At 39.0% G+C, this 25,648-nt stretch carries 22 protein-coding genes; 7 read left to right on the top strand and 15 right to left on the bottom strand.

Translation table 11 applies throughout. The features are described 5' to 3' along the window. Positions 1–17 precede the first annotated feature (17 nt). Complete coding sequence (locus BLR27_RS04420; RefSeq protein WP_090700837.1) at positions 18–836, bottom strand: 2,3,4,5-tetrahydropyridine-2,6-dicarboxylate N-succinyltransferase; 819 nt, start codon at positions 834–836, stop codon at positions 18–20. A gap of 79 nt (positions 837–915) precedes the next feature. Between BLR27_RS04420 and BLR27_RS04415 the strand changes: the two genes are divergently transcribed. Then, on the top strand, positions 916–1,308 hold the full coding sequence (locus BLR27_RS04415) for an RNA-binding S4 domain-containing protein (RefSeq protein ID WP_090700831.1): 393 nt from the start codon (positions 916–918) through the stop codon (positions 1,306–1,308). Positions 1,309–1,353: 45 nt separating this feature from the next. Here BLR27_RS04415 and BLR27_RS04410 read toward each other — a convergent pair whose 3' ends face one another. The 3 genes from BLR27_RS04410 to BLR27_RS04400 all read right to left on the bottom strand — a co-directional run bounded on the left by BLR27_RS04410 (position 1,354) and on the right by BLR27_RS04400 (position 3,345). Beyond that, the gene (locus tag BLR27_RS04410) at positions 1,354–2,169 is read right to left on the bottom strand and encodes a metallophosphoesterase (protein ID WP_090700827.1); all 816 of its coding nucleotides are present in this window, start codon (positions 2,167–2,169) and stop codon (positions 1,354–1,356) included. Continuing rightward, entirely contained in the window at positions 2,169–2,651 is a 483-nt protein-coding gene (locus BLR27_RS04405) for a nucleoside deaminase (protein WP_090700823.1), read from the bottom strand. Before BLR27_RS04405 ends, BLR27_RS04410 begins: the two co-directional genes overlap by 1 nt. 100 nt (positions 2,652–2,751) lie before the next feature. Next, the gene (locus BLR27_RS04400; protein ID WP_090700819.1) at positions 2,752–3,345 is read right to left on the bottom strand and encodes an OmpH family outer membrane protein; all 594 of its coding nucleotides are present in this window, start codon (positions 3,343–3,345) and stop codon (positions 2,752–2,754) included. Positions 3,346–3,507: 162 nt separating this feature from the next. Between BLR27_RS04400 and gyrB the strand changes: the two genes are divergently transcribed. Continuing rightward, on the top strand, positions 3,508–5,466 hold the full coding sequence (gene gyrB / locus BLR27_RS04395) for a DNA topoisomerase (ATP-hydrolyzing) subunit B (RefSeq protein WP_090700815.1): 1,959 nt from the start codon (positions 3,508–3,510) through the stop codon (positions 5,464–5,466). 74 nt (positions 5,467–5,540) lie between these two features. Here gyrB and BLR27_RS04390 read toward each other — a convergent pair whose 3' ends face one another. The 4 genes from BLR27_RS04390 to BLR27_RS04375 all read right to left on the bottom strand — a co-directional run bounded on the left by BLR27_RS04390 (position 5,541) and on the right by BLR27_RS04375 (position 8,725). Then, positions 5,541–6,431 (bottom strand): hypothetical protein, encoded by an 891-nt coding sequence (locus tag BLR27_RS04390; protein ID WP_090700811.1) that lies wholly within the window; start codon positions 6,429–6,431, stop codon positions 5,541–5,543. Positions 6,432–6,480: 49 nt separating this feature from the next. Further along, positions 6,481–6,909 carry a retropepsin-like aspartic protease gene (locus BLR27_RS04385; protein WP_090700808.1) on the bottom strand — a complete coding sequence of 143 codons (429 nt, stop codon included), beginning with the start codon at positions 6,907–6,909 and terminating at the stop codon, positions 6,481–6,483. A 19-nt stretch (positions 6,910–6,928) separates the two neighbouring features. Beyond that, the gene (gene mdh, locus BLR27_RS04380) at positions 6,929–7,867 is read right to left on the bottom strand and encodes a malate dehydrogenase (protein WP_090700804.1); all 939 of its coding nucleotides are present in this window, start codon (positions 7,865–7,867) and stop codon (positions 6,929–6,931) included. Between the two features lie 186 nt (positions 7,868–8,053). Next, positions 8,054–8,725 (bottom strand): hypothetical protein, encoded by a 672-nt coding sequence (locus BLR27_RS04375; RefSeq protein WP_245704430.1) that lies wholly within the window; start codon positions 8,723–8,725, stop codon positions 8,054–8,056. Between the two features lie 292 nt (positions 8,726–9,017). Here BLR27_RS04375 and dnaE point away from each other — a divergent pair, with 292 nt between their 5' ends. After that, complete coding sequence (gene dnaE / locus BLR27_RS04370) at positions 9,018–12,650, top strand: DNA polymerase III subunit alpha (RefSeq protein ID WP_090700797.1); 3,633 nt, start codon at positions 9,018–9,020, stop codon at positions 12,648–12,650. 78 nt (positions 12,651–12,728) lie between these two features. Further along, entirely contained in the window at positions 12,729–13,049 is a 321-nt protein-coding gene (gene trxA, locus BLR27_RS04365; protein ID WP_090700793.1) for a thioredoxin, read from the top strand. Between the two features lie 81 nt (positions 13,050–13,130). Here the strand turns inward: trxA and BLR27_RS04360 are convergent, their stop codons facing one another. Next, positions 13,131–15,278, bottom strand: coding sequence for a S9 family peptidase (locus BLR27_RS04360; protein WP_245704428.1), 2,148 nt, complete (start codon positions 15,276–15,278; stop codon positions 13,131–13,133). Between the two features lie 208 nt (positions 15,279–15,486). Here BLR27_RS04360 and BLR27_RS04355 point away from each other — a divergent pair, with 208 nt between their 5' ends. Beyond that, positions 15,487–16,407, top strand: a complete 921-nt coding sequence (locus BLR27_RS04355) for a DUF58 domain-containing protein (protein ID WP_090700789.1) — start codon at positions 15,487–15,489, stop codon at positions 16,405–16,407. Between the two features lie 40 nt (positions 16,408–16,447). Further along, entirely contained in the window at positions 16,448–17,920 is a 1,473-nt protein-coding gene (locus tag BLR27_RS04350; RefSeq protein ID WP_090700784.1) for a glycoside hydrolase family 130 protein, read from the top strand. Positions 17,921–18,030: 110 nt separating this feature from the next. Here BLR27_RS04350 and BLR27_RS04345 read toward each other — a convergent pair whose 3' ends face one another. Then, on the bottom strand, positions 18,031–20,391 hold the full coding sequence (locus BLR27_RS04345; protein ID WP_090700780.1) for a glycosyltransferase family 4 protein: 2,361 nt from the start codon (positions 20,389–20,391) through the stop codon (positions 18,031–18,033). Between the two features lie 241 nt (positions 20,392–20,632). Here BLR27_RS04345 and BLR27_RS04340 point away from each other — a divergent pair, with 241 nt between their 5' ends. After that, a complete protein-coding gene (locus tag BLR27_RS04340) occupies positions 20,633–21,304 on the top strand; it encodes an SGNH/GDSL hydrolase family protein (RefSeq protein ID WP_090700776.1) in 672 nt (223 codons plus the stop codon). A gap of 46 nt (positions 21,305–21,350) precedes the next feature. On the opposite strand, the gene BLR27_RS04335 is transcribed toward BLR27_RS04340, so the two are convergent. From BLR27_RS04335 to BLR27_RS04315, 5 genes are all read right to left on the bottom strand, one after another. Beyond that, positions 21,351–22,616: a DEAD/DEAH box helicase gene (locus BLR27_RS04335; protein ID WP_090700773.1), complete on the bottom strand. Its 1,266-nt coding sequence runs from the start codon at positions 22,614–22,616 to the stop codon at positions 21,351–21,353. A 98-nt stretch (positions 22,617–22,714) separates the two neighbouring features. Then, positions 22,715–23,908: an aspartate aminotransferase family protein gene (locus BLR27_RS04330; protein ID WP_090700769.1), complete on the bottom strand. Its 1,194-nt coding sequence runs from the start codon at positions 23,906–23,908 to the stop codon at positions 22,715–22,717. A gap of 73 nt (positions 23,909–23,981) precedes the next feature. After that, the gene (locus BLR27_RS04325; RefSeq protein ID WP_143007694.1) at positions 23,982–24,419 is read right to left on the bottom strand and encodes a hypothetical protein; all 438 of its coding nucleotides are present in this window, start codon (positions 24,417–24,419) and stop codon (positions 23,982–23,984) included. Further along, complete coding sequence (locus BLR27_RS04320; RefSeq protein WP_090700762.1) at positions 24,416–25,036, bottom strand: hypothetical protein; 621 nt, start codon at positions 25,034–25,036, stop codon at positions 24,416–24,418. The genes BLR27_RS04325 and BLR27_RS04320 overlap by 4 nt, the downstream gene beginning before the upstream one ends. Before the next feature lie 30 nt (positions 25,037–25,066). Continuing rightward, complete coding sequence (locus BLR27_RS04315) at positions 25,067–25,618, bottom strand: RNA polymerase sigma factor (RefSeq protein WP_090700759.1); 552 nt, start codon at positions 25,616–25,618, stop codon at positions 25,067–25,069. Between the last annotated feature and the right edge of the window lie 30 nt (positions 25,619–25,648).

Genomic DNA, 25,648 nt, shown 5'->3' with positions numbered 1-25,648 from the left:
AAGCTGCTGTGTCAGTATTAAACTGCCACATTATTCTCTCTTAGTGCATCGTTAAGAGATGTTTTTTTATCTGTTGATTCTTTTCTTTGTCCGATGATCAATGCGCAAGGCACCTGATATTCGCCGGCAGGGAATTTTTTCGCATACGATCCAGGTATAACAACAGAACGCGCAGGTACAAATCCTTTATATTCAACAGGTTCATCACCTGTTACATCGATGATCTTTGTAGATGCTGTGAGTACAACATTCGCCCCAAGAACAGCTTCTCTCTCAACGTGAACACCTTCAACTACGATAGCTCTGGAGCCGATAAAGCAATTATCTTCAATGATTACCGGAGATGCCTGGATTGGTTCTAATACGCCGCCAATACCTACACCGCCACTTAAATGAACATGTTTTCCAATCTGAGCGCATGAACCAACCGTTGCCCATGTGTCTACCATTGTGCCTTCATCAACATAAGCTCCAATATTGACATATGACGGCATCATGATTACTCCCCTTGCAAGAAATGCTCCGTAACGGGCAATCCCATGAGGAACTACTCTGACACCCATTTCTTTGTAATCTGTTTTCAATTTCATTTTGTCATGGAACACAAATGGTCCCACTTCAATTTCCTTCATTTCTCTGATAGGAAAATATAGGATAACTGCTTTCTTGATCCAGTCGTTTACATGCCAGCGATTTCCGATTTGTTCAGCAACTCTGATCTCGCCTTTGTCAAGATGTAAAATTACCCGTTCAATGGCATCTCTGTATTCTTTAAAATTGATGAGATTACGATCCTCCCATGCAGTTTCAATCAGTTTTTTTAATTCGGTAGTCATACTTTTAATTTAAAGCAAATTAAAGGAATTTTCTGTCAATTTTTGTATCAATCAATCAATTGTTGCGTAATTTTGGACTATGCAGGAATCAGAGAAATTGCGTATCGATAAATATTTATGGGCAATACGTGCTTTTAAAACCCGTAGTATTTCTACCGAAGCTTGTAAAGCCGGAAGAATAAAATTAAACGGACAAAACCTGAAAGCTTCTCATGTTGTGAAAATAGGAGAGGTGTATACCGTTCAAAAGGGAAGCGATAAAAAGATAATTCAGGTTGTTGGTTTGCTGGATCGCAGAGTGGATGCAAAAACTGCTGTGAACTTTTATGAAGATCTGACACCGGTTGAAGATACGCCGGCATATAAGTCAATGTTTCAAAGTCCAACCTTAAGCAGGGATAGAGGTGCCGGAAGGCCTACAAAAAGAGATCGCAGAGAAATTGATGATCTGCAGGAAGGCTGGTTTGATTAGGATTTTTTAGAAAAAATACAGGTAAGAGCTGCTCTAATTTGGCAATTATGCTTTAAAATTAAAGATCGATACTTCGGCGCGTGATCCAAGTCTCATGGGTATCCCGCTCGTTCCGATTCCTCTGGAAACATACATATGAGGTAATTCATCTTTGTACCATCCGGCTATATATCTGCCACTTCCCATTGGTCTGAAAGGTGCATAGCCCAAAATGTTAACCTGTCCCCCATGTGTATGACCTGAAAGTATAAGGTCAATAGGAATATCAGTCATTTGCTCCTGAATAATATCCCTGTGTTGCGGACAATGGGTCATGATGATGTGATACGTTGATTTCTCATAAAACTCCATCGCCATTTTGTAATCGGCTTTCCCGGCGATCAGGTCATCCATCCCGGAAACGGAAACCGAAGTATTTCCAAATTCATACCTGAATGAATGGTTGACAATAAGTTCGCATTGATGTTTTTGATAAATCTTCAGTAATTCTCTGGGATGTACCTCCCAGCATTCCCAGTTTCCCAGAATTGCAGTTTTTTGAATGGATGGGTCGAACATAGCCAGAAATTTGTCCAGTTTTCCAAGATTTTTGTTTCGGTCAATTACGTCACCGGTGAACATGATCAATTCAGGTTTGAGTTGATTGATGGTCTTAACAAGTTCAAGATGTTTGGATCTTATAGATCTTAAATGAAGGTCAGAGATTTGAACAACCTTAATGTTCCTTGTTTTAGGACCTGCATTTCCAATGTAAAATTCATTCAGCTCAATGAATAATTTCTCATACCAAAAGGAGTTGATACCTATGGATGCAGTGATAATTCCAATGCCACCCCAAATGAATTTACGTCTACTAATCATTAATATTCGATCTTCATTACCGACTCATCCCAAAGCTTGAATGAATTTATTGCTTCCTTTCTCATGATCTGGTGAAAAGGTAATTTCCTTTTCTTATAAGGAAGAGCGATCTCATCGTAAATAAATTGATCGTCGAATCCAATGTTTGCAGCGTCTTCTTTTGTGTTGGCATAATAAACCTCATCCAGATGTGCCCAGTAAATAGCACTTAAGCACATTGGGCATGGTTCGCAACTGGTGTAGATCACACAACCCTGGAGGTCGAATGTGTCAAGCTTTTTGCAGGCAATTCTGATGGCTGAGACCTCTGCATGAGCCGTAGGGTCTTTCTTAAGAGTTACCTTATTAGAACTTTTGGCGATAACCTTGCCATCTTTTACTATAATAGCACCGAATGGTCCGCCGATTGCCTTTTTTACATTTTGTTCTGCAAGGCGGATTGCAATTCGCATGAATTTTTGATGTTGCTCAATTCCTGACATATGTCTTCAATATCTATAAAATCAAGTCATTGCCAAAATAAACATGAAAATAAAAAACCCCGGTGGTTCCGGGGTTCTTCAATTGGTATTTAAAAGAAATTTATTTCTTGTCTTTTTTATACTCTGCATTCAAACCTGCTACTACTTCTTTTGTAATATCAAGGCTTTGATCAGCATATAAAACTGCTGGATTTGACTTAGAATAAGTCAATACAATTTTATATCCTTTTGCTTTAGCGTGAACCTTTAAAAAATCTGAAACCTTGTTATATAATTTCTCATTTTCTACAGCTTCTTCATTTGAAAGTGCATTTCCTGCATTTTGATTGTAGGTAGCCAGTTCTTGTTGTTTTCTTGCAAGACGTTCCTCTGTCGAAGCACGCTGGTCTGCGCTTAAACTACCTGCATTTTGCTGGTAAGCAGCAACTTCACGTTGAAAAGCTGCACCTTTTGCAGTCAGATCAGCCTGAGCTTTTTTAGATTTTTCCTGAAAAGTAACCTGAACTGCTTTAAAATATTCATAATTAGTCAACAGGGAGTCTGAATTTACATAGACTACAGGTTCTGAATTGTTTGCAGTTGTGCCTGTTGCAGTGCCCGCAGTTTTAGGTTGTTCTTTGTTGCATGAGACAACAATTGCTGCTATAGCGAAAATGGCTGCAATTTTACTTATGCCTGTTATTAATTTCTTCATATTTTTTTATAAAAATTTAGACAAATATAAACTTTCAAACCATTATCTCAACCATTTAATTTCCTCCGGATTGCCGGTAAAGGAATGTAGTGTTATTTTATCCACAATGCAACTTATTCCATCTGAAATGGTTATTTTTGGTACTTGTTGTTATAAGAAAATATGAGCGAAGAAACAGAAGACAGATCTAATTATTCGGCGGATAATATACAGGTTTTAGAAGGCCTGGAAGCGGTAAGAAAGCGCCCATCAATGTATATTGGTGATACCGGGTTTAAAGGATTGCATCACTTAGTATATGAGGTAGTTGATAATTCAATTGATGAGGCTCTTGCCGGTTATTGTTCTGATATTAAAGTAACCATACACAAGGGAAATTCAGTCACTGTTGAAGATAATGGCCGTGGAATTCCTACTGCCATGCATACCAAGGAAAAACGGTCTGCACTGGAAGTGGTAATGACTGTACTTCATGCCGGTGGTAAATTTGACAAGGATACTTATAAAGTGTCTGGTGGTTTGCACGGTGTTGGGGTAAGTTGTGTGAATGCTCTTTCAATTCTTCTAAAGGTTGAGGTTCAGCGTGAAGGTAAAATATTCGCACAGGAATATTCATGTGGTAAACCTCAGTACGATGTTAAAGTAATTGGTGAAAGTGATAAAACTGGTACAACAGTTACCTTTCAGCCAGATCCCGAAATATTTACGCTAACCACCGATTATAAATTTGATACACTTGCTGCACGTTTGCGTGAATTAGCATACCTGAATAAAGGTATTCGCCTATCACTAACGGATGAGCGGGAAACTACCGATGATGGTTCATTTCTTTTTGAAGAATTCTTTTCAGAAGGTGGATTAAAGGAGTTTGTCAAATATCTTGACGCAATGCGTACTTCAATAATTCCTGAACCGATTTATGTAGAAGGAATTAAGCAAGGAATACCTGTTGAACTGGCTCTTCAGTATAATGATACCTATACTGAGAATGTCCATTCCTATGTAAATAATATTAATACCCATGAAGGTGGTACCCATGTTGCCGGATTTCGTCGTGGATTAACCCGGACGCTGAAGGCTTATGCTGAAAAATCCGGAATGTTGAAAAACATGAAGATCGAAATTACCGGAGATGATTTCAGGGAAGGACTTACAGCAATTATATCTGTAAAAGTTCAGGAACCACAGTTCGAAGGACAAACCAAGACCAAATTAGGTAATAATGAGGTTATGGGAGCTGTCGACATCGCAGTTGGTGAGATTCTGGGCAATTATCTTGAAGAAAATCCGAAGGAAGCCAGGATGATCGTCAATAAGGTGATCCTTGCTGCCACTGCCAGAGCCGCGGCTCGTAAAGCACGCGAAATGGTTCAGCGTAAAACTGTTATGGGAGGTTCAGGTTTACCTGGCAAGCTTGCAGATTGTGCGAATAATGATCCTGCCGCATGTGAACTATACCTTGTCGAGGGAGATTCGGCAGGTGGAACTGCAAAACAAGGCAGGGATCGTAATTTTCAGGCAATTCTTCCTTTAAAAGGAAAGATCCTGAATGTTGAAAAGGCAATGGAACATAAGATCTATGAAAATGATGAGATCAAGAATATGTTCACTGCAATGGGTGTGAGTATTGGGACTGCAGAAGATGCCAAGGCGCTTAATATGGAGAAATTACGTTACCACAGGATCATAATTATGACCGATGCTGACGTGGATGGTTCTCACATTACTACCCTGATCCTAACATTCTTCTTTAGATACATGAAGGCGTTGATTGAGTTTGGTTATATCTATATCGCAGCACCGCCACTTTATATGGTGAAAAAAGGCAAGGAATTTCAATATGCCTGGACCGATGAGCAGCGTGATGCAGCCGTACAGGCATTGAAAGGTGCAGGTAAAGAGGAAAGTGTAAATATTCAGCGTTATAAAGGTCTTGGAGAGATGAACGCAGAACAATTGTGGGATACCACCTTGAACCCTGAAACTCGTACTTTAAGAAAAGTAACCATTGAAAATGCAGCTGAATGTGATCATATATTTTCAATGCTAATGGGCGATGAAGTTGGTCCAAGACGTGATTTTATAGAGAAAAATGCAAAATATGCCCGGATTGATATCTAATTCAATCCTTAAATAGTAAAATCAAGCCCTTCAATTCGTTTGAAGGGCTTTTTTGTTTTGGAATTTGCCATAAATCATTTTTGAGAATTATATCTTAAATATATTGTCGCAGATTTTTCTTTATCTGATACGATCATGATCCGGTGTCTGCTGTCTCCATCAACAAGAATTAACTCAGAGGTGTTCGGAGGCACCAGTCCCAGATTTTCGGCGTAAAGTAAAACTTCATGAAGCTCCATGCGTGTATCCAATTTGAAATTTATTACTGTGGGTCTTTTTGTCACTCTGATATTTTTTACTAATAAGTCCCGATTCAAATAAACAGAGACCGTATCATTATCAACTTTCATATAATCTAAAAGCAGGATCTGCAGATCTGAATGATAAACCTTTATTTCTGTTACCTTTTTGGGTATGGTTTTCAGAAACTCAGTTGTAAAGTTTAAAATTGGAGGTTCGGGACTTTGATAAGCAATTTGTTCGGTATTGATTATAGAATCTTTAAGTTCCGATAGGAGTAGATTCAGCCCTGATACAGATCTCGATAAGATCACACGGCCCGGTATACAAGCATTCTCAGGATTATTTTTACTTACACCCGTCCATGTTCCTTCCAGATATTCAAAGTTGCCATCCTTTCTGTAGGCAAGGTTGTACTTCTTAATGCAAGCAACCCATTTCCATGGAACGATATCTTCCTGGATCATGTCTATGGTCTCAGCCAATCTTATGCTATCTGCGACTATTCGGCCAGAAAGTCCTATCCTGATTTTATTTGCATTTCCGTATGAAGCGAGGGATTCGCCCCAAATATATTTTTTTTGATTTAGGTTAAGTTCAAGATCAAACAGATCGTTATAACCTCCAGGCCCCTGTGTTAATTTACCATACCACTTTCCACTGATCTCCTGGGAGAATACATTATTTAGAAGGGATGTTAATAGAATAAACAGAAGCCATTTCATACATCTTATTTTAAATCAATTTACTGATTTTAATAGATATGAGTGACCTTTATTTGACCAGTTTTAGACGTAATTTCTTGTAATTTATGATAGCCTGATGGCTGAACAAAATATCGCCACCCAAAACGCCAATGACAGGAGGCAGGTTAAGAGTAGAATATGCCTGATTTATTGTAGAAAGATCAAGAACTGCTGCTTCAAAATTTTTCAATTTCAGCTTTCCGATCTTCAATTGAGGTAAAATGATGGTATGGCTTTCCATGGTATTAGTCCCCAGACCGGTAGAAAGCTTGTCTGAGGCCATCAGATCACCATCCTTCATGAGTTTCTCTACTGTTCCTTTGTCAAAAACTGTTTTTGAGGCACCAGTATCGAGTACTGCATGAAAGGATTGCCCAAAAACAACAACTTCCACCAATAGGTGGAAGCCGTCGTCGTTTAAATTTATTAGTTCCAGCGGAACTATGGTATTTGCCATTTCTATAAAAGCAATATATTTAGATATGGTTAGATTCTTTCAAAACCTGATTCATAGCTCTAACTGCATCGGCGCTTTTGTTAAATTCGGCCTGTTCAGAATCAGATAATTTAAAATCAAGGATTTTTTCCCATCCGTTCTTTCCGATAATTACCGGAACAACCAGAGAGATATCTTTTTGACCATATTCGCCATCTAATGCAACTCCGCAAGAGATCAGTTTCTTTTCATCGCGAACAATGCTTTCAACCATGGCTGCCGTGCCTGCTCCAGGAGCGTACCATGCAGATGTTCCAATTAATTTAGTTAAAGTAGCACCACCAACCATTGTTGAAGAAACTACCCTGTCCTGCTGCTCTTTAGTAAGAAGCTGCGTAACGGGAATGCTGTTCCATGTAGCATGATTAATAAGCGGGATCATGGTTGTGTCACCGTGTCCGCCAATAACCACAGCGTTAAGATCAGCTGGAGAACAGCCAAGCTCAACACTCAGATAATATTTAAATCTTGCTGAATCCAATGCTCCACCCATACCCAGGATCTTGTTCTTAGGTAGTCCGGAAGTTTTTAGGGTCAGGTAGTTCATGGTATCCATTGGATTTGAAACCACGATAATGATAGTGTTTGGAGAGTATTTAAGGATATTCTCAGTAACACTTTTTACAATGTTTGCATTGGTACCGATCAGTTCTTCGCGGGTCATTCCCGGTTTGCGCGGTAATCCTGAAGTAATAACAACAACCTCTGAATCTGCAGTAGCAGCATAATCATTGGTTACACCTTTGATTTTAGTGTCAAAACCCAGTAATGCAGAAGTCTGCATCATATCAATAGCTTTGCCTTCAGCAAAACCTTCTCTGATGTCTAACAAAATAAGTTCTTCAGCTAACTCTTTTCTGGCGATGTTATCAGCACAGGTTGCTCCTACGGCACCGGCTCCTACAACTGTAATTTTCATTTTATGATTTATTTAAATTTGAGATCGGATCATTCTGTGATTTAATGAATGCCATTTCTGCACAGTGTATTTCATCTGTTCCAATGATTTCAGGAACTGATCAAATTATAAGCCGAAGATAGAAAATTCAATCTTTTTTATGAAATTCTTTAACAGATTCCTGTAAGATTTTTGTTTCATTTTTAACTAAGGTATTGGAGTGTTAGCAGGTGTTGAAGCATTATTTTTTCCACCGACATTAATGACCAGGCCAACACTTAGAACTGAACTTCCTGCAGTTAAAAATTTCCTGTTCTTAAGACCGAAATTACTTCCGCTTGTATATTGCAGCTGTACCGTTCTACTGATCGCCATACGGGTAAAAAATACAGGTTCTACAAAAATATTGTCTTCCTTTACCTGTGCCAGATCATTGATTGTGAACTTATTCATTTTTACATGACTAATTCGCAATGCAGTGCCGTAGTTCAATGGGAAACGTGCTCCAAACAGATTAAGGGTTTTCATTCTCTTTGAACTATAGTTTACCTGAAGAAATGTTTTTCCGAAACTGGTTTCCTGACGTTCTTCGATGAGTGTACCTGAATCCTGTTTGTAAATCCTTTCGCTGTTTCCCTTTCCAAAACCTCCGTATATCTCCAGAATCCGGTTTTTATCGGGACCCAGTGTTGTGAAATAGCCAGCACCGGTCTCCAGTAAATTATGACTAAAATCCTTTCGGTTTTTGTCATTGTTCATAATTGAGCCATTCAAAAGAATCGCAAAATGATCTGAAACAGCATAAGCAGAATTGAAGGAGGTATTGCCTTTGAGACTGATGTGAGCAGCCGCATGCAGCTCATTTTTTGAACTCAGCATAGGGGTGTTTGGAACGTTGGGCATATAAAGGGAGGAGCAACTACTTAGTATAAAAAGTGAGAGTGAGATAATGATAGTGCTTTTGTTCATCGACAGGATTCAATTATTGTATGGACTAAAATTTGTACAACCAGGATGTGAATTATTTGTGTAATGTGATTAAGCAAATAGGATGCCCTTATTTTGCTTATGCAGCAAATTTCATCTCCTTAAAATTTAAATTTTACTTTTCAACACTACTGCACCCGGCTCAAAAGATTCGTAAATTTGTGACTCATCCCAATAAAATTTTATGCCTGATTTTTCGCACCTCCACGTACATACTCAATTTTCACTTTTGGATGGTGCCGCTGATATTTCGCGCCTTTTCAAAAAAGCAAAAGCTGATGGAATGAAGGCAATGGCTATCACCGACCATGGAAATATGTTCGGTGTATTTAAGTTTGTTGCGGAGGCAGGTAAACACGGGGTAAAGCCAATTGTTGGCTGTGAGTTCTATGTGGTTAATGACAGGCATATAAAACAATTTACCAAAGAAAAGCGTGATATCCGTTATCACCAGTTGCTACTCGCAAAAAATGCCACAGGATATAAAAATCTGGTTAAACTTTGCTCTCTTGGATATATTGAAGGATTATACAGTAAATGGCCACGAATTGATAAGGAACTAATTCTTCAATATCATGAGGGATTAATTGCTACTACCTGTTGTCTGGGTGCATCTGTGCCTCAAACAATCCTGAAAAAAGGAGAGGAAGAGGCGGAAATTGAATTCAGATGGTGGCTCGACCTTTTTGGCGAGGACTTCTATATTGAACTACAGCGACATGATATACCTGAACAGGAAACTGTGAATGCAGTTTTACTGAAGTTTGCAAAAAAATATAATGTCAAGGTCATTTGTTCAAATGATTCGCATTATGTTGATCAACAGGATGCAAATGCACATGATATTTTGTTATGTGTAAATACCGGAGATATGAAAAGTACTCCGATCGCTACAGATGAAGAAAGTGGTAAAGGCTATCGTTTTGGTTTTCCAAATGATCAGTTCTTTTTCAAAAGTCAGGCAGAAATGGGGCAGGTATTTCATGATCTTCCTGAATCTTTAGATAATACCAATGAAATTGTGGATAAGGTTGAGCACCTCCAGCTTAAGCGTGATATCATGCTTCCTAATTTTCCTATTCCTCAGGAGTTTAAAATTCATTCCGGACCCGAATCTGAAAATCTCAACCAATGGGAATACCTGAAAGATCTGACTTTTAAAGGTGCAAAGGACAGATATCGGGATATATCACCGGAAGTTGAAGAACGACTGAATTTTGAGCTCTTCACTATCCGTACGATGGGATTTGCAGGCTATTTCCTTATCGTAGCAGATTTTATCCGGGCAGGACGTGATTTGGGAGTGTTTATTGGCCCCGGAAGGGGATCTGCTGCAGGCTCAGTAGTTGCCTACTGCATTGGAATTACCAATATAGATCCGATTAAATATAATCTGCTTTTTGAGCGTTTCCTGAATCCTGACCGTAAGTCAATGCCCGATATTGATACGGATTTTGATGATGCAGGAAGGCAAAAGGTTATTGACTATGTGGTTGATAAATATGGAAAAAATCAGGTAGCACAGATCATCACCTACGGATCTATGGCTGCCAAATCAAGTATTAAGGATGTTGCACGTGTATTAGATCTGCCACTGTCGGAATCCAATATGCTGGCAAAGCTGGTTCCGGACAGACCGGGCACAAACCTGGTGCAGGTGATGACGGCGCCAATTGAAACCGTAAAAAAGGAGCAAAATCCGGAGGATTTTGAGAATATTAAGACACTGCGTAAAATTCTTGATGATGGTAAGACCCTTCAGGCGGAAGTTTTAAGAGAAGCGATGATCCTGGAAGGTTCTGTAAGGAATGTTGGAGTACATGCTGCAGGAATTATCATTGCTCCTTATGATTTAACTGATATCATACCTGTTGCAACCTCTAAGGAATCTGATCTGCTTGTTACCCAGTTTGACGGAAGGGTTATTGAAGATGCGGGCGTAATCAAGATGGACTTTCTGGGACTTAAAACTCTGACCATTATCAAGGATGCTTTGCGTTTGATCAAGCAGAATCATAATGTTGACATTGACATTGATTATATTTCTCTTGAAGATCAAAAGACCTTTGAGCTTTACCAGCGTGGAGATACAAATGGAACCTTCCAGTTTGAGAGTGATGGGATGCAAATGTATCTGCGAGATCTGAAACCGGACAAGTTTGAGGATCTTATCGCTATGAATGCCCTTTATCGTCCGGGACCGATCGAATATATCCCGAAATTTATTTCCCGTAAACATGGGCGGGAAGAGGTTAGTTATGACTTGCAGGATATGCAGGAACACCTCGAAGAAACCTACGGTATTACTGTTTATCAGGAACAGGTGATGCTTCTTTCACAAAAACTTGCCGGCTTTAGCAAGGGCGATGCGGATGTATTGAGAAAGGCAATGGGTAAGAAGCAGATCGAAGTACTGAATAAAATGAAAGCCCAGTTCATGGAGGGCTGTAAAACGAATGGGCATGATTCTAAAGTTGCAGAAAAGGTCTGGACAGATTGGGAAGCTTTTGCGCAATATGCCTTTAACAAATCACACTCCACATGTTATGCCTTTGTAGCCTATCAGACAGCTTATTTAAAGGCAAATTATCCATCTGAGTACATGGCTGCGGTACTCAATAACCAGAATAACATCGAAAAGATATCCTTCTTTATGGAAGAATGTAAACAGATGGGGATTTCTGTATTGGGGCCTGATATAAATGAGTCGGAACTGAGTTTTACTGTAAATAAAAAGGGTGAGGTTCGTTTTGGTATGTCAGGAATGAAAGGCGTAGGAGAGAAGGCTGTAGAAAGTATTGTTGAAGAACGTACTGAAAATGGACTTTATCAAAGCATTTATGATTTTGCAAGACGTACCAATTCCCGGTCTGTCAGTAAAAAGGTTTATGAAAACCTTGTTTACGGAGGAGCATTTGATTGCTTTGGACATAACAGGTCACAATTCTTTTTCAAGCCTGACGGAGGTTTTTATAATGGAATCGAGCGACTGATAAAATATACTAATGATTTTCAGAATAATCTGAACTCTTCCCAGGCTTCCTTGTTTGGGGGGACGAATGATGCTGAAATTTCAGAGCCTCAAATGCCTGAATGTGAAGAATGGGGATTGATCGAAAAATTGAAGTATGAGAAGGAATCGATCGGTATCTATCTCACCGGACATCCCTTAGACAATTATAAGTTTGAGCTTGATAATTTCTGCTCACATCAGGTTAAACACCTCAGCCTGGTCAATAGAATGAAAGGCACAGAGATCCTGCCTGAAGACCAGGAGGAGTTCAAAAAAATAAGTAACCGGGATCTGGTCATTGGCGGACTGGTTTCTGCTTGCAGGCACGGTACGACAAAAACAGGTAAACCTTTTGGATCTTTCATGTTCGAAGATTATGGTGAGACATTTGAAATAGCTCTTTTTGGTGAAGATTATATTAAGCTAAAACAATATTTAGATGTTGGTCTGTTTCTTCAGGTTAGAGGTATTGTTACAGAGCGCTTTAAACAAAAGGATAACTGGGAGTTTAAGGTAAATAGTATAGTTCTGTTATCAGAATTGCGGGATAAAATGTCAAAATGTCTGACAATACAGTTGCCACTTACTGAACTTTCTGAAACTTTTATGAATAAGATGGATGAAATTGTCAGGATCAATTCTGATCAAAATGAAAGCAGAAATTGTCAGTTAAAATTCATGATCATGGATTATGATGAGGAAACGACACTGGAGATGCCATCAAAATCAGTAAGGATCAATCCAAGTAATGAGTTTTTAGAAGAAATTTCTAAATTGCTTGGAGTTCGCTATAAGTTGAATTAATGTCACATTAGCAGGGTAAATTTGTGGCAGGAATATTGAATACTATCTTTGAATTATAAACACGAAAATCTTATTATTATGGCATTAGAATTAACAGATGCAAACTTTGACGAATTAGTCCTTAAATCTGATAAACCTGTCCTGGTTGATTTTTGGGCAGAATGGTGTGGTCCATGCCGTATGGTAGGCCCGGTTGTTGAAGAACTTGCAAAAGAATACGAAGGAAAAGCGGTGGTTGGAAAAGTTAACGTAGATAACAATCCAGGTATTTCAATGAAATTCGGAATTCGGAATATTCCTGCTCTTTTGTTCTTTAAAGACGGTGAAATTGTAGATAAACAAATTGGTGCAGTGCCTAAATCAGTTCTTGCAGAAAAACTAAGCAAGCAATTGGCATAAGCAGTATAAATATCAATTAACAAAGAAGCTCCTGCAGTAAATCTGCAGGAGCTTCTTTGTTTTTAATCATCTGATTTTTTTTTATTTCCAGTACTCTAAATATTCTGCGGGTACTGGTTTTTGAAGCATGTTCATATAGATATAGCGCACATTTTCCTGATTGCTATGCCTTGATTTCGCTCCACCCCAGCCGTGACGTTCACCCGGATAAAGCATAAATTCGAAATGTTTATTAAGATCCTGCAGTTTGTTGATCAGTTGAATACTATTCTGCATGTGAACATTGTCATCCATCGTGCCATGCACGATACGCAGGCTTCCTTTTAGCTTATCTGCATAGGTGAGAGGGGATGTGATCTTATATCCTTCAGAGTTATTCTTAGGGGTTCCCATAAACCGTTCAGTGTAATGAGTATCGTACAGTGCCCAGTCAGTTACAGAGTAATTGGCAATACCATGAGTAAATACATCAGAACCGTAGGTTAGTGCCATTGTGGTAATGTAACCACCAAAGCTGCCACCAGTAATTCCGATCTTTGTGCCATCAACATAAGGTTTAGATTTTAACAGAATGGCTGCATCCATATAATCTTCAATCTCATATTTCCCCATTTTACGGTAAATGAAATCCATTCCTGTCTTTCCCAGATGCCCTGAACTTCTGTTGTCAATTGCTACCTGTATTACACCTTCCTTTGCCCACCAGTAGTTAAGTCCCAGAGGACTTTTCCATCTGTCGTAAACTGTTCCGGCATCCGGACCGCCATAAACTGAGATCCAGACAGGATATTTTTTGGCCGGATCGAAATTTATAGGTAAAGTAATGGTCATTGGAAGTTCAAGCCCATCGCGGGTCTTGTAATAGCTAAGTTCTGTTTTAGGAAGTTTATAGGAATCAAACGCTGAGCCTTTTGAATCGGCAAGCTCACGAATGACCTTGCCTTTATTATCCAGCAACGCTGATTTTGGTGCACTTGTTAAATTAGAATAGGTAGTTAGAAAATATTTACCATCAGGTGAAAGACTTATCTGATGGTCATAATTCCCAAATGTTAACCTCACAGGTTCTTCATTGCCCTTTAAACTAACCCGGTAAAGGTCGATTCTCGCTGAATTTTCCTGTCTGGCTGTGAAAAATATTTCCTGATCTTTCTCATCAACCAGTAATAACTGGTTTACTCGCCAGTATCCTGAGGTTAATTGTTTCTTCAGGTTTCCTTCCAGATCATAAAAATAATAATGACCCCAACCGCTCTTGTCGCTTTTCAGGATAAAACCCTGTCCGTTTTTAAGAAAATACATGCCGTCAAACCAGTCGACCCATGTTTTTTGTGTTTCCTCATGAATAACTCTTTTGCTACCATTCATAGGATTTACACTATAAATAATAAGGTTATTCTGATCGCGGTTCATCCATTGCATCCATAGCGTTTTGCTATCGGCCATCCAGAAAGGAGTCCCAAAATACTGATCGTTTTTCGCATCAAAATCTGCCCATACTATTCCTTTTGTACCCCGGTTAACAAGTCCCATTTTGACTTCAGGATTTTTATCACCTGCTTTAGGATACCTAGTGTTTTCAAGAAAGCCATGCTGCCCGCTTGAGTTGTAAATAGGAAATACTGGAACTTTTGAATCGTCAAAACGCATAAATGCGATCCGTTTACTATCCGGACTCCACCAGAAAGCCTTATATCGTGTTGCTCTGCCAAGGATCTCTTCATAATATACCCATGAGGCCCATCCATTATAGATCACATCAGAGCCGTCGGTCGTATATCTCGTCTCAGCACCTGAATTGATATCGATTGAAAAGAGATCATTGTTTCTTGTAAATGCAACTTGTGTTCCATCAGGAGATAGTGTCGGATTTTTTTCCGGGATACTATCTCTGGTTAATTGTTTCTCTGTTCCCAAAGCATCCTTGTAAAAAACATCTTTGTTTTTTATTGTTACAGAAGCCTCATTTACCTGTGCAGGTGCCGATTGAACAGCTTCGCCTGTGCGTACATCAACCGTGTAAGGCTTGCTTTGTTGTCCTTCCATGCGGTATTCAATGTAATGGGTATTATCTGCCCAGCCCCTGAAAACCGGAATCGGATTAATAATATCTTTTACCGGGTTGGTAAAGACTTCTTTGAAGCTCAAGTCTTTGAGTTGCGCCTGGGAAGAAATTGATAAAATCAGTAGAGCTGAAATTAGAGTATATCTGAATTTAATAATCATCATTGGTTTGTTGATTTTCTTTTATTAAAATAATTGGGCTTGTTAGATTGATTCAGAGGCTTACCGGTTAATAGCAAAACCTAATTCCGAAGGTAAATCTTTTTTGATAATTCACCTGCAGGGAAGGTGTATTTATTCTTACACACCTGTTTTTTCTTTGCCAGTTTTAAAAATAAGCGATCATTACCCTGAATTTGTTTTATTTTAGAGCATGGAACCGAATCTGTCAAACTATAAAGATCTTCAGGATTTCGGGAATCTTGAGTTGCTTTCCCAACAGGTTGTAGAAGGTTTTATAACGGGGCTTCATAAAAGTCCGTTCCATGGTTTTTCAGTTGAATTTGCAGAGCATCGTCTTTATAATACCGGCGACTCCGTAAGGAATGTTGATTGGAAATTATATGGTCGCACTGATAAGCTTTTTGTTAAGAGATTTGAGGAAGAAACAAACCTGAGGTGTCAGATAGTGATTGATGTTTCTTCATCCATGTATTACCCGGAGAAAGATTTTAATAAGCTATTGTTTTCTGTATATGCCTCAGCTTCATTGATGTATCTGTTTAAAAAGCAGCGGGATGCATTTGGATTAAGTTTTTTCTCAGATAAATTGGAACTGACAACTGCAGCCAAGTCTACCACTGCACATCAAAAATATTTATTTTCAGAGTTGGAAAAACTGATGAATAAAAAAGGAAGTGGTGATAAAACAGATGTTGCTTCAGCATTGCATCAGATCGCTGAGCAGATCCATAAGCGTTCCCTTGTTATTATTTTCAGCGATATGCTTGAGGGTGAATCAACAGAGGGACTCAATGAAATTTTTGCAGCCCTGCAGCATTTAAAGCATAATAAACACGAGATAATTATATTTAATGTTTTAGATCATAAAATGGAGCTCGGCTTTGAGTTTGATAATCGTCCCTATCATTTTATAGATATCGAAAGTGGTGAGGATCTCAAGATTCATCCCAATAATGTCAGGGAATCTTACCTTGAGGCAGTAAGTTTATATCATAAAGAACTGAAGTTAAAATGTGCGCAATACAAGATCGACTTCGTTGATGCAGATATTCATTCAGGCTTTTATCAGGTTTTACATTCTTATCTGATAAAGAGGGCAAAAATGGTATAATATATGATTATTCAATATTGACCGATTACAAATTATTTATATGAGATTATCTATAGAACGCAGTGCGGTTAAACTTTACCCTGATTCTAAGCGTGTAATTGCCCGTTTCTTTTTTACTCAGGATGAACGCGCCAAAGAACTGATAAAACGGGTGATGGAATTGTCTGATGTTGAAGTATTCAGTGTAATTTCCCCGATTTTACAGGAGTATTCGAAACGCCATCGTAATATTACCCGGATCTTAAACCGACATTGTGAAAGAGTGAAAAGGCTGATTGTTGATCTTGGTATTGACTTTGACACTATCCCCCAATTCAGGAAATTGCTGTTAGGTTCTTATTTTACTCATGAATATTCTATTGAATCGGCGGCCTTCTTTAATCCCTCGATCGTAGAGGATCCTGATCAGACTGAGCTGGTTCAGGGCCAGAAAAGGATGATCATCAGCTTTAGGGCTGTTGGTGAAGGTCACATATCCTCCATAGTTTTCCGCAGGGCTATTGTTGACAATAACGGAGATCTTACTGTTATGCCATCTGGAAATTATGTTGATGAAGCAGAGCTTATAAGGAATGCAGTTTATGTTAAAACACTGTTCTTCAAGAAAGCTGCTGATAATCATATCGATAATAGTATTCTGGAACAGATTAAAGACAAATTGGGTGATGAATTTGAATATCATGAACTTCAGAGGGTGATCCTGGATCTGAGGGACAAGGAGCAAAATATTAATTTGAAGCTTGAATTCAAAAAGGTTCTCTGGCTTTCTGATTCATTTCATGATATCAGTTTTTCAATGGATACAGATATTTCAGACCGGGTTATTTTTCCTATCTCCCAATTTGAAAGAAAAGGCATTGAAGATGCCCGTTTTGTACGCTTTCTCAATGATGACGGGTCTGTGATATATTATGCTACATATACTGCATTTGACGGACATTTGATCATGCCAAAATTATTGCAGACCACAGATTTTTATAATTTTAAAGTCTGCCCGCTTTATGGTGAAGGCGCTCAGAATAAAAATCTGGCTCTCTTTCCACGTAAAATAAACGGGAAATATGCTATGATGTCGAGGATAGACGGTTGGAATAATTATATTATGTATTCTGATAAAATACAGATATGGGAACACCCTGTTCTGCTTCAGAAGCCTCATTCAACCTGGGAATATATACAGATCGGAAACTGTGGTTCACCAATCGAAACTGAAGACGGCTGGTTAATTATTACACATGGGGTAGGGCCGATGAGACGGTACTGTCTTGGAGCGAGCTTATTAAAGCTTGATGATCCAACGGTGGAGATCGGAAGGCTTTCAGAACCTCTTATAATTCCTAATAAGGAGGAAAGGGAAGGATATGTGCCGAATGTCCTGTATTCATGCGGATCAATTATTCATAATGATACACTGATTATCCCTTATGGATTGTCTGATTATTGCTCTTCATTTGCCTATGTTAATGTTCATGATCTTCTGGACAGGCTTAAGAGTAAAGCATCCGCATTGTAGGATTTAAGATACATGTAAAAGGTTGTCAGTTACTGTATTTACATTGGGCAAATTTTTATAGCCAGGGAAGAGCAATCCGGAGCAGTAGAACTCCTTATTGATCTAATTCCTTAAGGCTTTATGTATACATTACGTGCAAAAGCCGGTTTTTTCCTGACAGGAGGTATGATCTTGCTTTCGTCTCTTTTAACAGCTTCAGAATAGGTCATCCCCTTTACTAACTTACGTTTTTTATCATCGCCATACACGGATTCTAACTCAATCCCTTTCAGTACTGTCAGGTGAGAGATCAGGTAGGCAAGCGTACTTTCTGCTCCCTGGTTTCGGTTAAGTCCTCCTGCCTGCAAACCATCGCAACAGCCTTTGGTTTCATGGTCATAGAGTGTTAATCGAAGCGTGTTTTCTCCCAGAAACCACTGATAGCATAAATACATTTTACTCAGGTATTCTTTGTCGGCAGTTATCTCATAGGCTTTGAAATACATCAGAACCATCGCCATACTTTCGATAGCCTGCTGATCAAAGATAGCCATCGTGCTATTTTTGTAATACCAGCCTTCACTTCCTACCGGGCTCAGATAGCCTTTACTTAAGGTGATTTTATCCAGGAACCTGATTGCATCCAAAGCTGCTTCCCTTACTGTTAAATTGCCTGTGATTTCTGAAGAGTATAGAAGAGCCATAGGGAGGATGGCATTATCATAGCTAAGCTTATCTTCAAACCAATGCCACTCCTCGTTACTGTGGTCCTTAAATGCTTTCATCAGCGGTTCGGTCAGTTCAATGAGTTCATTGGTCATGGTCTCGTTGAAAGGATGTACAGAAAGATAATAAGAGAGTCCAATTATTGTATCTGCAATTCCCCTTAAATGGTGGAGCGCCTTGAAATGTGGAATTGAACGTCTAAATAGTTCCTCCGCAAATTCCCTGTATGAATTATTTGGAGCTGAAGCGACCAAATAACCCAGGGACCAAATGGTGCGGCCAAAAGAATCTTCAGATCCAACTTCATCGAGATATTCTCTCCTGAAACTTAAAAAATTTCTGAAATTTCCGTCGTCCTGCTGCATATATTGAATATAGCTCAGATAAATTGGCAGGAGCTGAAGCGCATCCTTGCTTTTAGTCTGCTCATAGGCCATCAGAGCCATTATAAGGGCTCTTGCATTATCATCAAGGCAATAACCTTCCTTTAGGTTGGGGATGCCGTATTTTGCATGCTGTACAATCCCTGTATCATCAGTCAGCCTTCTTACATGCGACAGGTTAAACGAAGGGATCATGTCAGGATCGATTATATGACGGGATTTGTCCTTTAAGACAGGTGGTTTTCCGACGGCTTCAATCAATACAGCCATATACTCCAGGCCAATTGCAGGCCACCTGAGCTTTAATCCATAGTTATAGGCTTTATTCTTAAGCTCTTTTAGTTCTTCAGGATGATCAAGAAGGTAGTTCACTGAGGCTGCAAGGGCATCTGAATCCTTAAAGTCAAAAAGTATTCCGCGTCCCTTTTCTAATAGTTCCTGAGCATGCCAGTATGGTGTTGATAATACAGCGGCTCCTGCTCCAACAGCATAGGATAGGGTTCCGCTGGTTATCTGGGCTTCATTTAAATAAGGGGTAATGTATATTTTGGCCGCTGTCAGGTAGTTGAAAAGCTCTTCCTCTGAAACGAACTGATTGATAAAGGTTAAATGCTTATCAACATTCAAATTTGTTGCCAATCGTTTCAGGCTGTCCCGATATTCTTCCCCTGAATTTTTCCGGACTCCAGGATGGGTATTCCCCAAAACCACATACATCAGGTCCGGATGATTTTTAACAATTTCGGGCAAAGCACGTATAACTGTTTCAAGTCCTTTATTCCTGCTGATCAATCCAAATGTAAACAGTACGGTTTTATTCCGGAAAGGCAGTAATGAATTTACCGGGTTTGATGCCTTAGGTTCCAGGTCCGGAACTCCATGTTCGATCCTTTGAATCTTCTCTTCCTGAATTTGATAGATTTTTATTAAAAAATCAACTGCCCGGTGACTCATGACAATAATTTTGGCAGACTGGGCTGCAATTTCTTTAATGATGGTCTGCTGGATGAAAGAAGGCTCTTTCAGAACGGTATGTAAAATGGTTATTAAGGGCTTTTCCAGGCGATGGATCAGGGGAAGTATATATACCCCGCTTTCACCCCCGAAGATGCCGAATTCATGTTCCAGGATACAAACATCCGCATCGCTGTTATTTATAAATTCAGTAGCTTTAATATAATCTTCCTGATATTCCTGTCTGATCTCGAATTTAACTTCTTCGGGATAGTCATACTGTTTCTGATCATCCGAATCGCTCATGGCCACCACAAAACCCTTCAGGGAACCTGGAGTTCCGGCATTAATTGCTTTGACCAGGTTGTAATTAAAGGTAGCAATTCCGCATTCCCGGGGGGGGTAGGTTGACAGATAAGCAATTTTCATTATTTCGGGAATTAAATTTTTAGTTAAGATATTTCTCAGACCCTCTTAAAAATGTAACCGAATTTTTGCTCAGAATGTTCTTAAAATGAAAAGCTATGGTAATGGGCACCTGCTTATATATTTAGTGCTGGTTTTCCCCTTTTTATAACATTTATTTTTTTCTGAGGATTTGTTCAGTTTTATTTTTAGCTTGAGTGAATTATTTTAATTGATTTTCTAATACTATTTAATTATTCAACCCATGAGAGATATATATTGTTTGACCTTATTCCTTTTATTTTTGGTCATGTCAGGAATGCAGGTTCAAAAAAAGGAAAAGGTTATATTTTTTGGTGATTCAATCACCAATGCAGGAGTTAAACCCGGAGGCTATATCACACTAATGCAAGAAAAAATCAAGAAGGATGGTGGACCGGATTATGAACTGATTGGTGCCGGGATAGGCGGGAACAAGGTTTATGACCTCTATCTCAGGTTTCAGGAGGATGTTTTAGATAAAAAGCCAGATGTAGTTGTCATTTACATTGGAGTGAATGATGTTTGGCATAAACAAAGCAATCAGACGGGCACAGATCCTGATAAATTTGTTGCCTTTTATACTGCAATGATCAAAAAGCTTCAGGCTTCAGGGATTAGGGTAATTGTTTGTACTCCAGCAGTAATAGGCGAAAGAACTGATTTTAGTAATTCACAGGATGGTGATCTTAATCGTTATAGTCAAATGATACGTGACCTGGCAGCTAAATATGGATGCGGCCTGGTTGATCTGCGAAAGGCATTTTTAGAGTATAATCTGGCAAATAATCCAGGTAATAAGGAATCTGGTATACTCACAACAGATAGGGTGCATTTAAACCCTACAGGAAATCAGCTGGTTGCTGATCTGATGTTTAAAGGATTATCCACTAAATAAAAAATGCTCCGGATATTGGTTCCGGAGCATTTTCTCTTTATTCTTTCTATCTTCTTTTATTGCCAAATCGCCTGTTCGGACTTCCGCTCATTGGAGCACTTCCGGATGCTGGGTTTGCTTTTTTAGCGGATCCGCCCTTCTTTTTGGTTGACTTGCTCATAATAAAAGATGCTCCACGCATGTGATAAGGTTGATCTTCAATAACAGGAATTTCCCTCCCGATCAGTTTCTGTATATCTTTAAGATATTCCATTTCCTCTTCATCACAAAAAGAATAGGCAATACCGCTTGAACCTGCACGACCTGTTCTGCCGATACGGTGAACATAGGTTTCAGGAATGTTAGGCAATTCAAAATTGATCACGTGTGAAAGCTCATCAATATCTATTCCCCTTGCTGCGATATCAGTTGCAATTAAAGCCTTTATTTGTCCGCTTTTAAAATTAGACAATGCTTTTTGCCTGGCATTCTGAGACTTATTTCCGTGAATAGCTTCGGTCTTAATTCCGGCTTTAACAAGATCCTTTGTTATTTTATCAGCGCCATGTTTAGTCCGGCTGAAGATCAGTGCAGATTTAATACTCTTATCATTAAGGATATGAATAAGCAATTTTTTCTTGTCGTTTTTCTCAACAAAGAATAATGACTGATCAATGGTATCAGCAGTACTGGATACTGGCGTTACTTCTACTTTTTCAGGATTAACCAAAATGGTGTTTGCCAGTTTCTGTATTTCATCAGGCATAGTTGCTGAGAAGAACAAAGTCTGACGTTTCTGTGGAATCTTGGTTATGATCTTCTTTACATCATGAATAAAACCCATGTCAAGCATGCGGTCGGCTTCATCAAGTACGAATATCTTCAGATAATGTAAATGAACAAATTTTTGATTGATCAGATCAAGTAATCTTCCGGGAGTTGCAATAAGGATATCAACCCCTGATTTTAAAGCTGAGACCTGTGAGCCCTGTGAAACACCTCCAAAAATAACAGCATGCTTCATTCCTGTATGACGTCCGTAGGCTGCGAAGCTTTCACCAATTTGTATGGCTAGCTCACGGGTTGGAGTTAAGATCAGGCATTTGATTGCTCTTGGTCCTTTATCGTATATTTTTCCACCCTCGAGGATCTGAAGTATTGGAATGGCGAACGCTGCGGTTTTTCCTGTACCGGTTTGTGCGCAGCCTAAAAGGTCTTTACGTTCTAATATGATTGGTATTGATTGCTCCTGAATAGGAGTAGGGGTAGTATAACCTTCTGTTTTTAAAGCCTTTAAAATAGGCTCAATTAAGTTTAAATTTTCGAATGACATGTATTGATTTTACATCGCTGTTAAAAATACCAGCGATTTTATATTTGTGCAAAGGTACGGCTTTAAAATGAAAATGTGCTGCTTAAGAATTATATGGATTATCCGGCCCGGTAGAAATCCAGTGCTTCAATGATCGTTGCACATGCTTTATGTATCTCATTATCAGTAATGATCAAAGGAGGAGCAATTCGCATTGCGGTATCGCAGTGTAAGAACCAATCGATAATTATCCCATTTTCTACACAACGCCTGCTCACATTCTCTACCTGTTCAAAACTGCTTAACTGTATGCAGAGCATCAATCCCATTCCTCTGATCTCTTTGATCTCCGGATGCTGGAGGCACTCCCTGAAGAGAGATTCTTTTGATGCGACATCTTTAAATAGATTTTCTTCAATGATCACATCCAGATTGGCCAGGCCTGCAGCACAACTTACCGGGTGACCACCAAACGTAGTTATATGTCCGAGGATTGGATTTTCCTTGAGAACACTCATGATCTTATTACTGGAGATGAAAGCACCAATTGGCATTCCTCCACCCATTCCTTTTGCCAGCAACAGAATATCAGGACTTATACCAAAGTGTTCGAAAGCGAATAATTTACCGGTACGGCCGAACCCTGTTTGAATTTCATCCAGAATTAATAAAGTACCTGTCTCATTACAGCGTTTTTTCAAACTCTGCATATAATTAAAATCTGGTACTCTTACACCAGCTTCGCCCTGAATCGTCTCCATTATTACGGCTGCAGTATCTGTACTGATCAGGTCAAGATCAAAAGGATTATTGAATTCGATGAAACGAATCCCCGGAAGCAGTGGTCTGTAAGCTTGTTTATAATGTTCATTGCCCATTACACTGAGTGCACCCTGGGTACTCCCATGATAAGAATTTTTAAATGCTATAATTTCAGATCGTCCGGTAAAGCGTTTTGCAAGCTTCATGGCTCCTTCAGTGGCCTCGGCACCTGAATTAACGAAATAGACTGAACTTAAGGAATCTGGTAAGATAGAAGATAATTTGCCTGCAAACTTTACCTGTGGCGACTGTATGAACTCGCCATAGACTGTTAGATGAAGATATTTATCCACCTGGTCTTTAATTGCCTGAACGACTTTTGGATGCCTGTGACCCGTATTACTCACTGCAAAGCCGGAAACAAGATCCATATAACTATTTCCATCATAGTCATATAAATACATACCCTCTGCACTTTCAATTTCCAGAAGACGTGGGGATGGGGATGTTTGAGCGGTATTAAGAAGGAAAAGCTGTCGCGGACTTAGCATTTGCAAAAATACACAATTTGGAAGCTTGTTTGAAATCAGCTATAAAATATATGTACTTCCTGCCTGATCCTAATTAATTACTTGATTTGCGGCGATGGTTTAATTGCTTGATCAGGTGCTCCCTGAATTCGCGTTCAGCCTGGTATAAAAGAAGGATCTTTTCAGCAGGAATAGCCCTGGAATAAAGTTTTTTATATTTCTTTTTCAGATCCAGCATTTTGCTTTCGTAAGCAAGATCTGCATTTATTTTATCATTCGGAGCGATGTCAGCCTTCTGCCTGTCCTCTCTTCGCTTTTTCATCAGCTCCATCAATTCCTTCTGGTAATTATTGTAAACCGGCCAGAATTTCTGTGCTTCATCCGTTGTGAGATCTAGTTTCTTGGTAATAAAAGCGACTTTTATGGCCTCAATCTGTTCATAGCGTTCACGGTGATCCTGTGCAAATAATGATGCACTAAGAGTCATGCAGAAAATAATACTCCATATCCCTTTCTTTAGCTTTCCGTTCATAATGTTGTACTATTAATGTATTGTTCTATTTCTTGTGATGATACATCGGAAGTCACTTGCTGCATTCCTTCAACGCTTAAGTTTTCAATGATGTATTGGTTATCACCGACTGTACTGTGAATTTGCAGGTAGTTAATGATCTCCTGGTCAGGAACTTCTGATAGATCTCTGCCAATTGTATAACCTGTGGAGTTAAAATAAAGCGCAGTACCCAGAACCAGTGTAATACATGCAGCTGCTGAGTAACTGATCCACGAGTTAAAAATATTTCTCTTCTTTTCGGGTCTCTGTTCAGCTATTTTAGATTGAATTCGTTCACTAAGCTCTGAAAAATAGGACTCAGGAACGCTAAAACCCAGGGAAGGAACCAAAGATTGAATATTTTCTATTGCAAGTCTTTCCTCAATTCTTGAGGGTAGTTGTTCAAAGTAATTATCAGGGATATTAAACTCCTCGGTACTTTCAAAACGGGCTGATTCGATCAGCACTCTTGCATGTATGTCTTCAGATAAAGATTCGAAATATCCGGAAGGCACAACAAAAGGATTCACTCTCTTGATTGCTGCAAGAGTTGGCGCTTCCTTTTCCCATTCCATATCTGAATCTCTTAATTCCATATTCCTTTGATACTTTTCAAATTAAAAGGTTTAATCTGAATTTAATAATATATGTTCGATCTTCTTTACTGCAATATGAAAGGAGGCTTTCAGTGCTCCCACACTTGTGCCTAATATTTCAGAGATCTCTTCATATTTGAGATCGTCAAAGTATTTCATGTTAAACACCAGTCTTTGTTTTTCAGGTAGTGTAAGCAAGGCCTGTTGAAGTTTCATTTGAGCTTTGTCACCATCAAAATAGGGGCTTTCTGCAAGAGTTTCGATCAGATCCTTTCCCGCAGACTCGTCCAGAGAAACACTATTCCTTAATTTTTTCCGGTTTAAAAAAGTAATACTTTCATTTGTTGCTATCCGGTAAAGCCAGGTAAAGAGTTGAGAATCACTTCTGAAGTTGGAGAGGCTTTTCCATACTTTTATAAAAACATCCTGTACAAGGTCATCTGTATCATCATGATCGATGACCATTCTTCTGATGTGCCAGTATATTTTTTGTTGATACTTATTCAGTAACAAACTAAAAGCTTCTTCGCGGGTGTTTTCCTGCGCGAATTTTTCTAATATCTCTGAATCCTCAACCTGCATATTTTTTATTAATGGTCTGGATCCCGTGCT

Source organism: Daejeonella rubra (assembly GCF_900103545.1).
GTDB lineage: Bacteria > Bacteroidota > Bacteroidia > Sphingobacteriales > Sphingobacteriaceae > Daejeonella > Daejeonella rubra.
The sequence above is the reverse complement of the archived record's forward strand: the minus strand, read 5'-3'. Positions and strand labels throughout refer to the sequence as shown.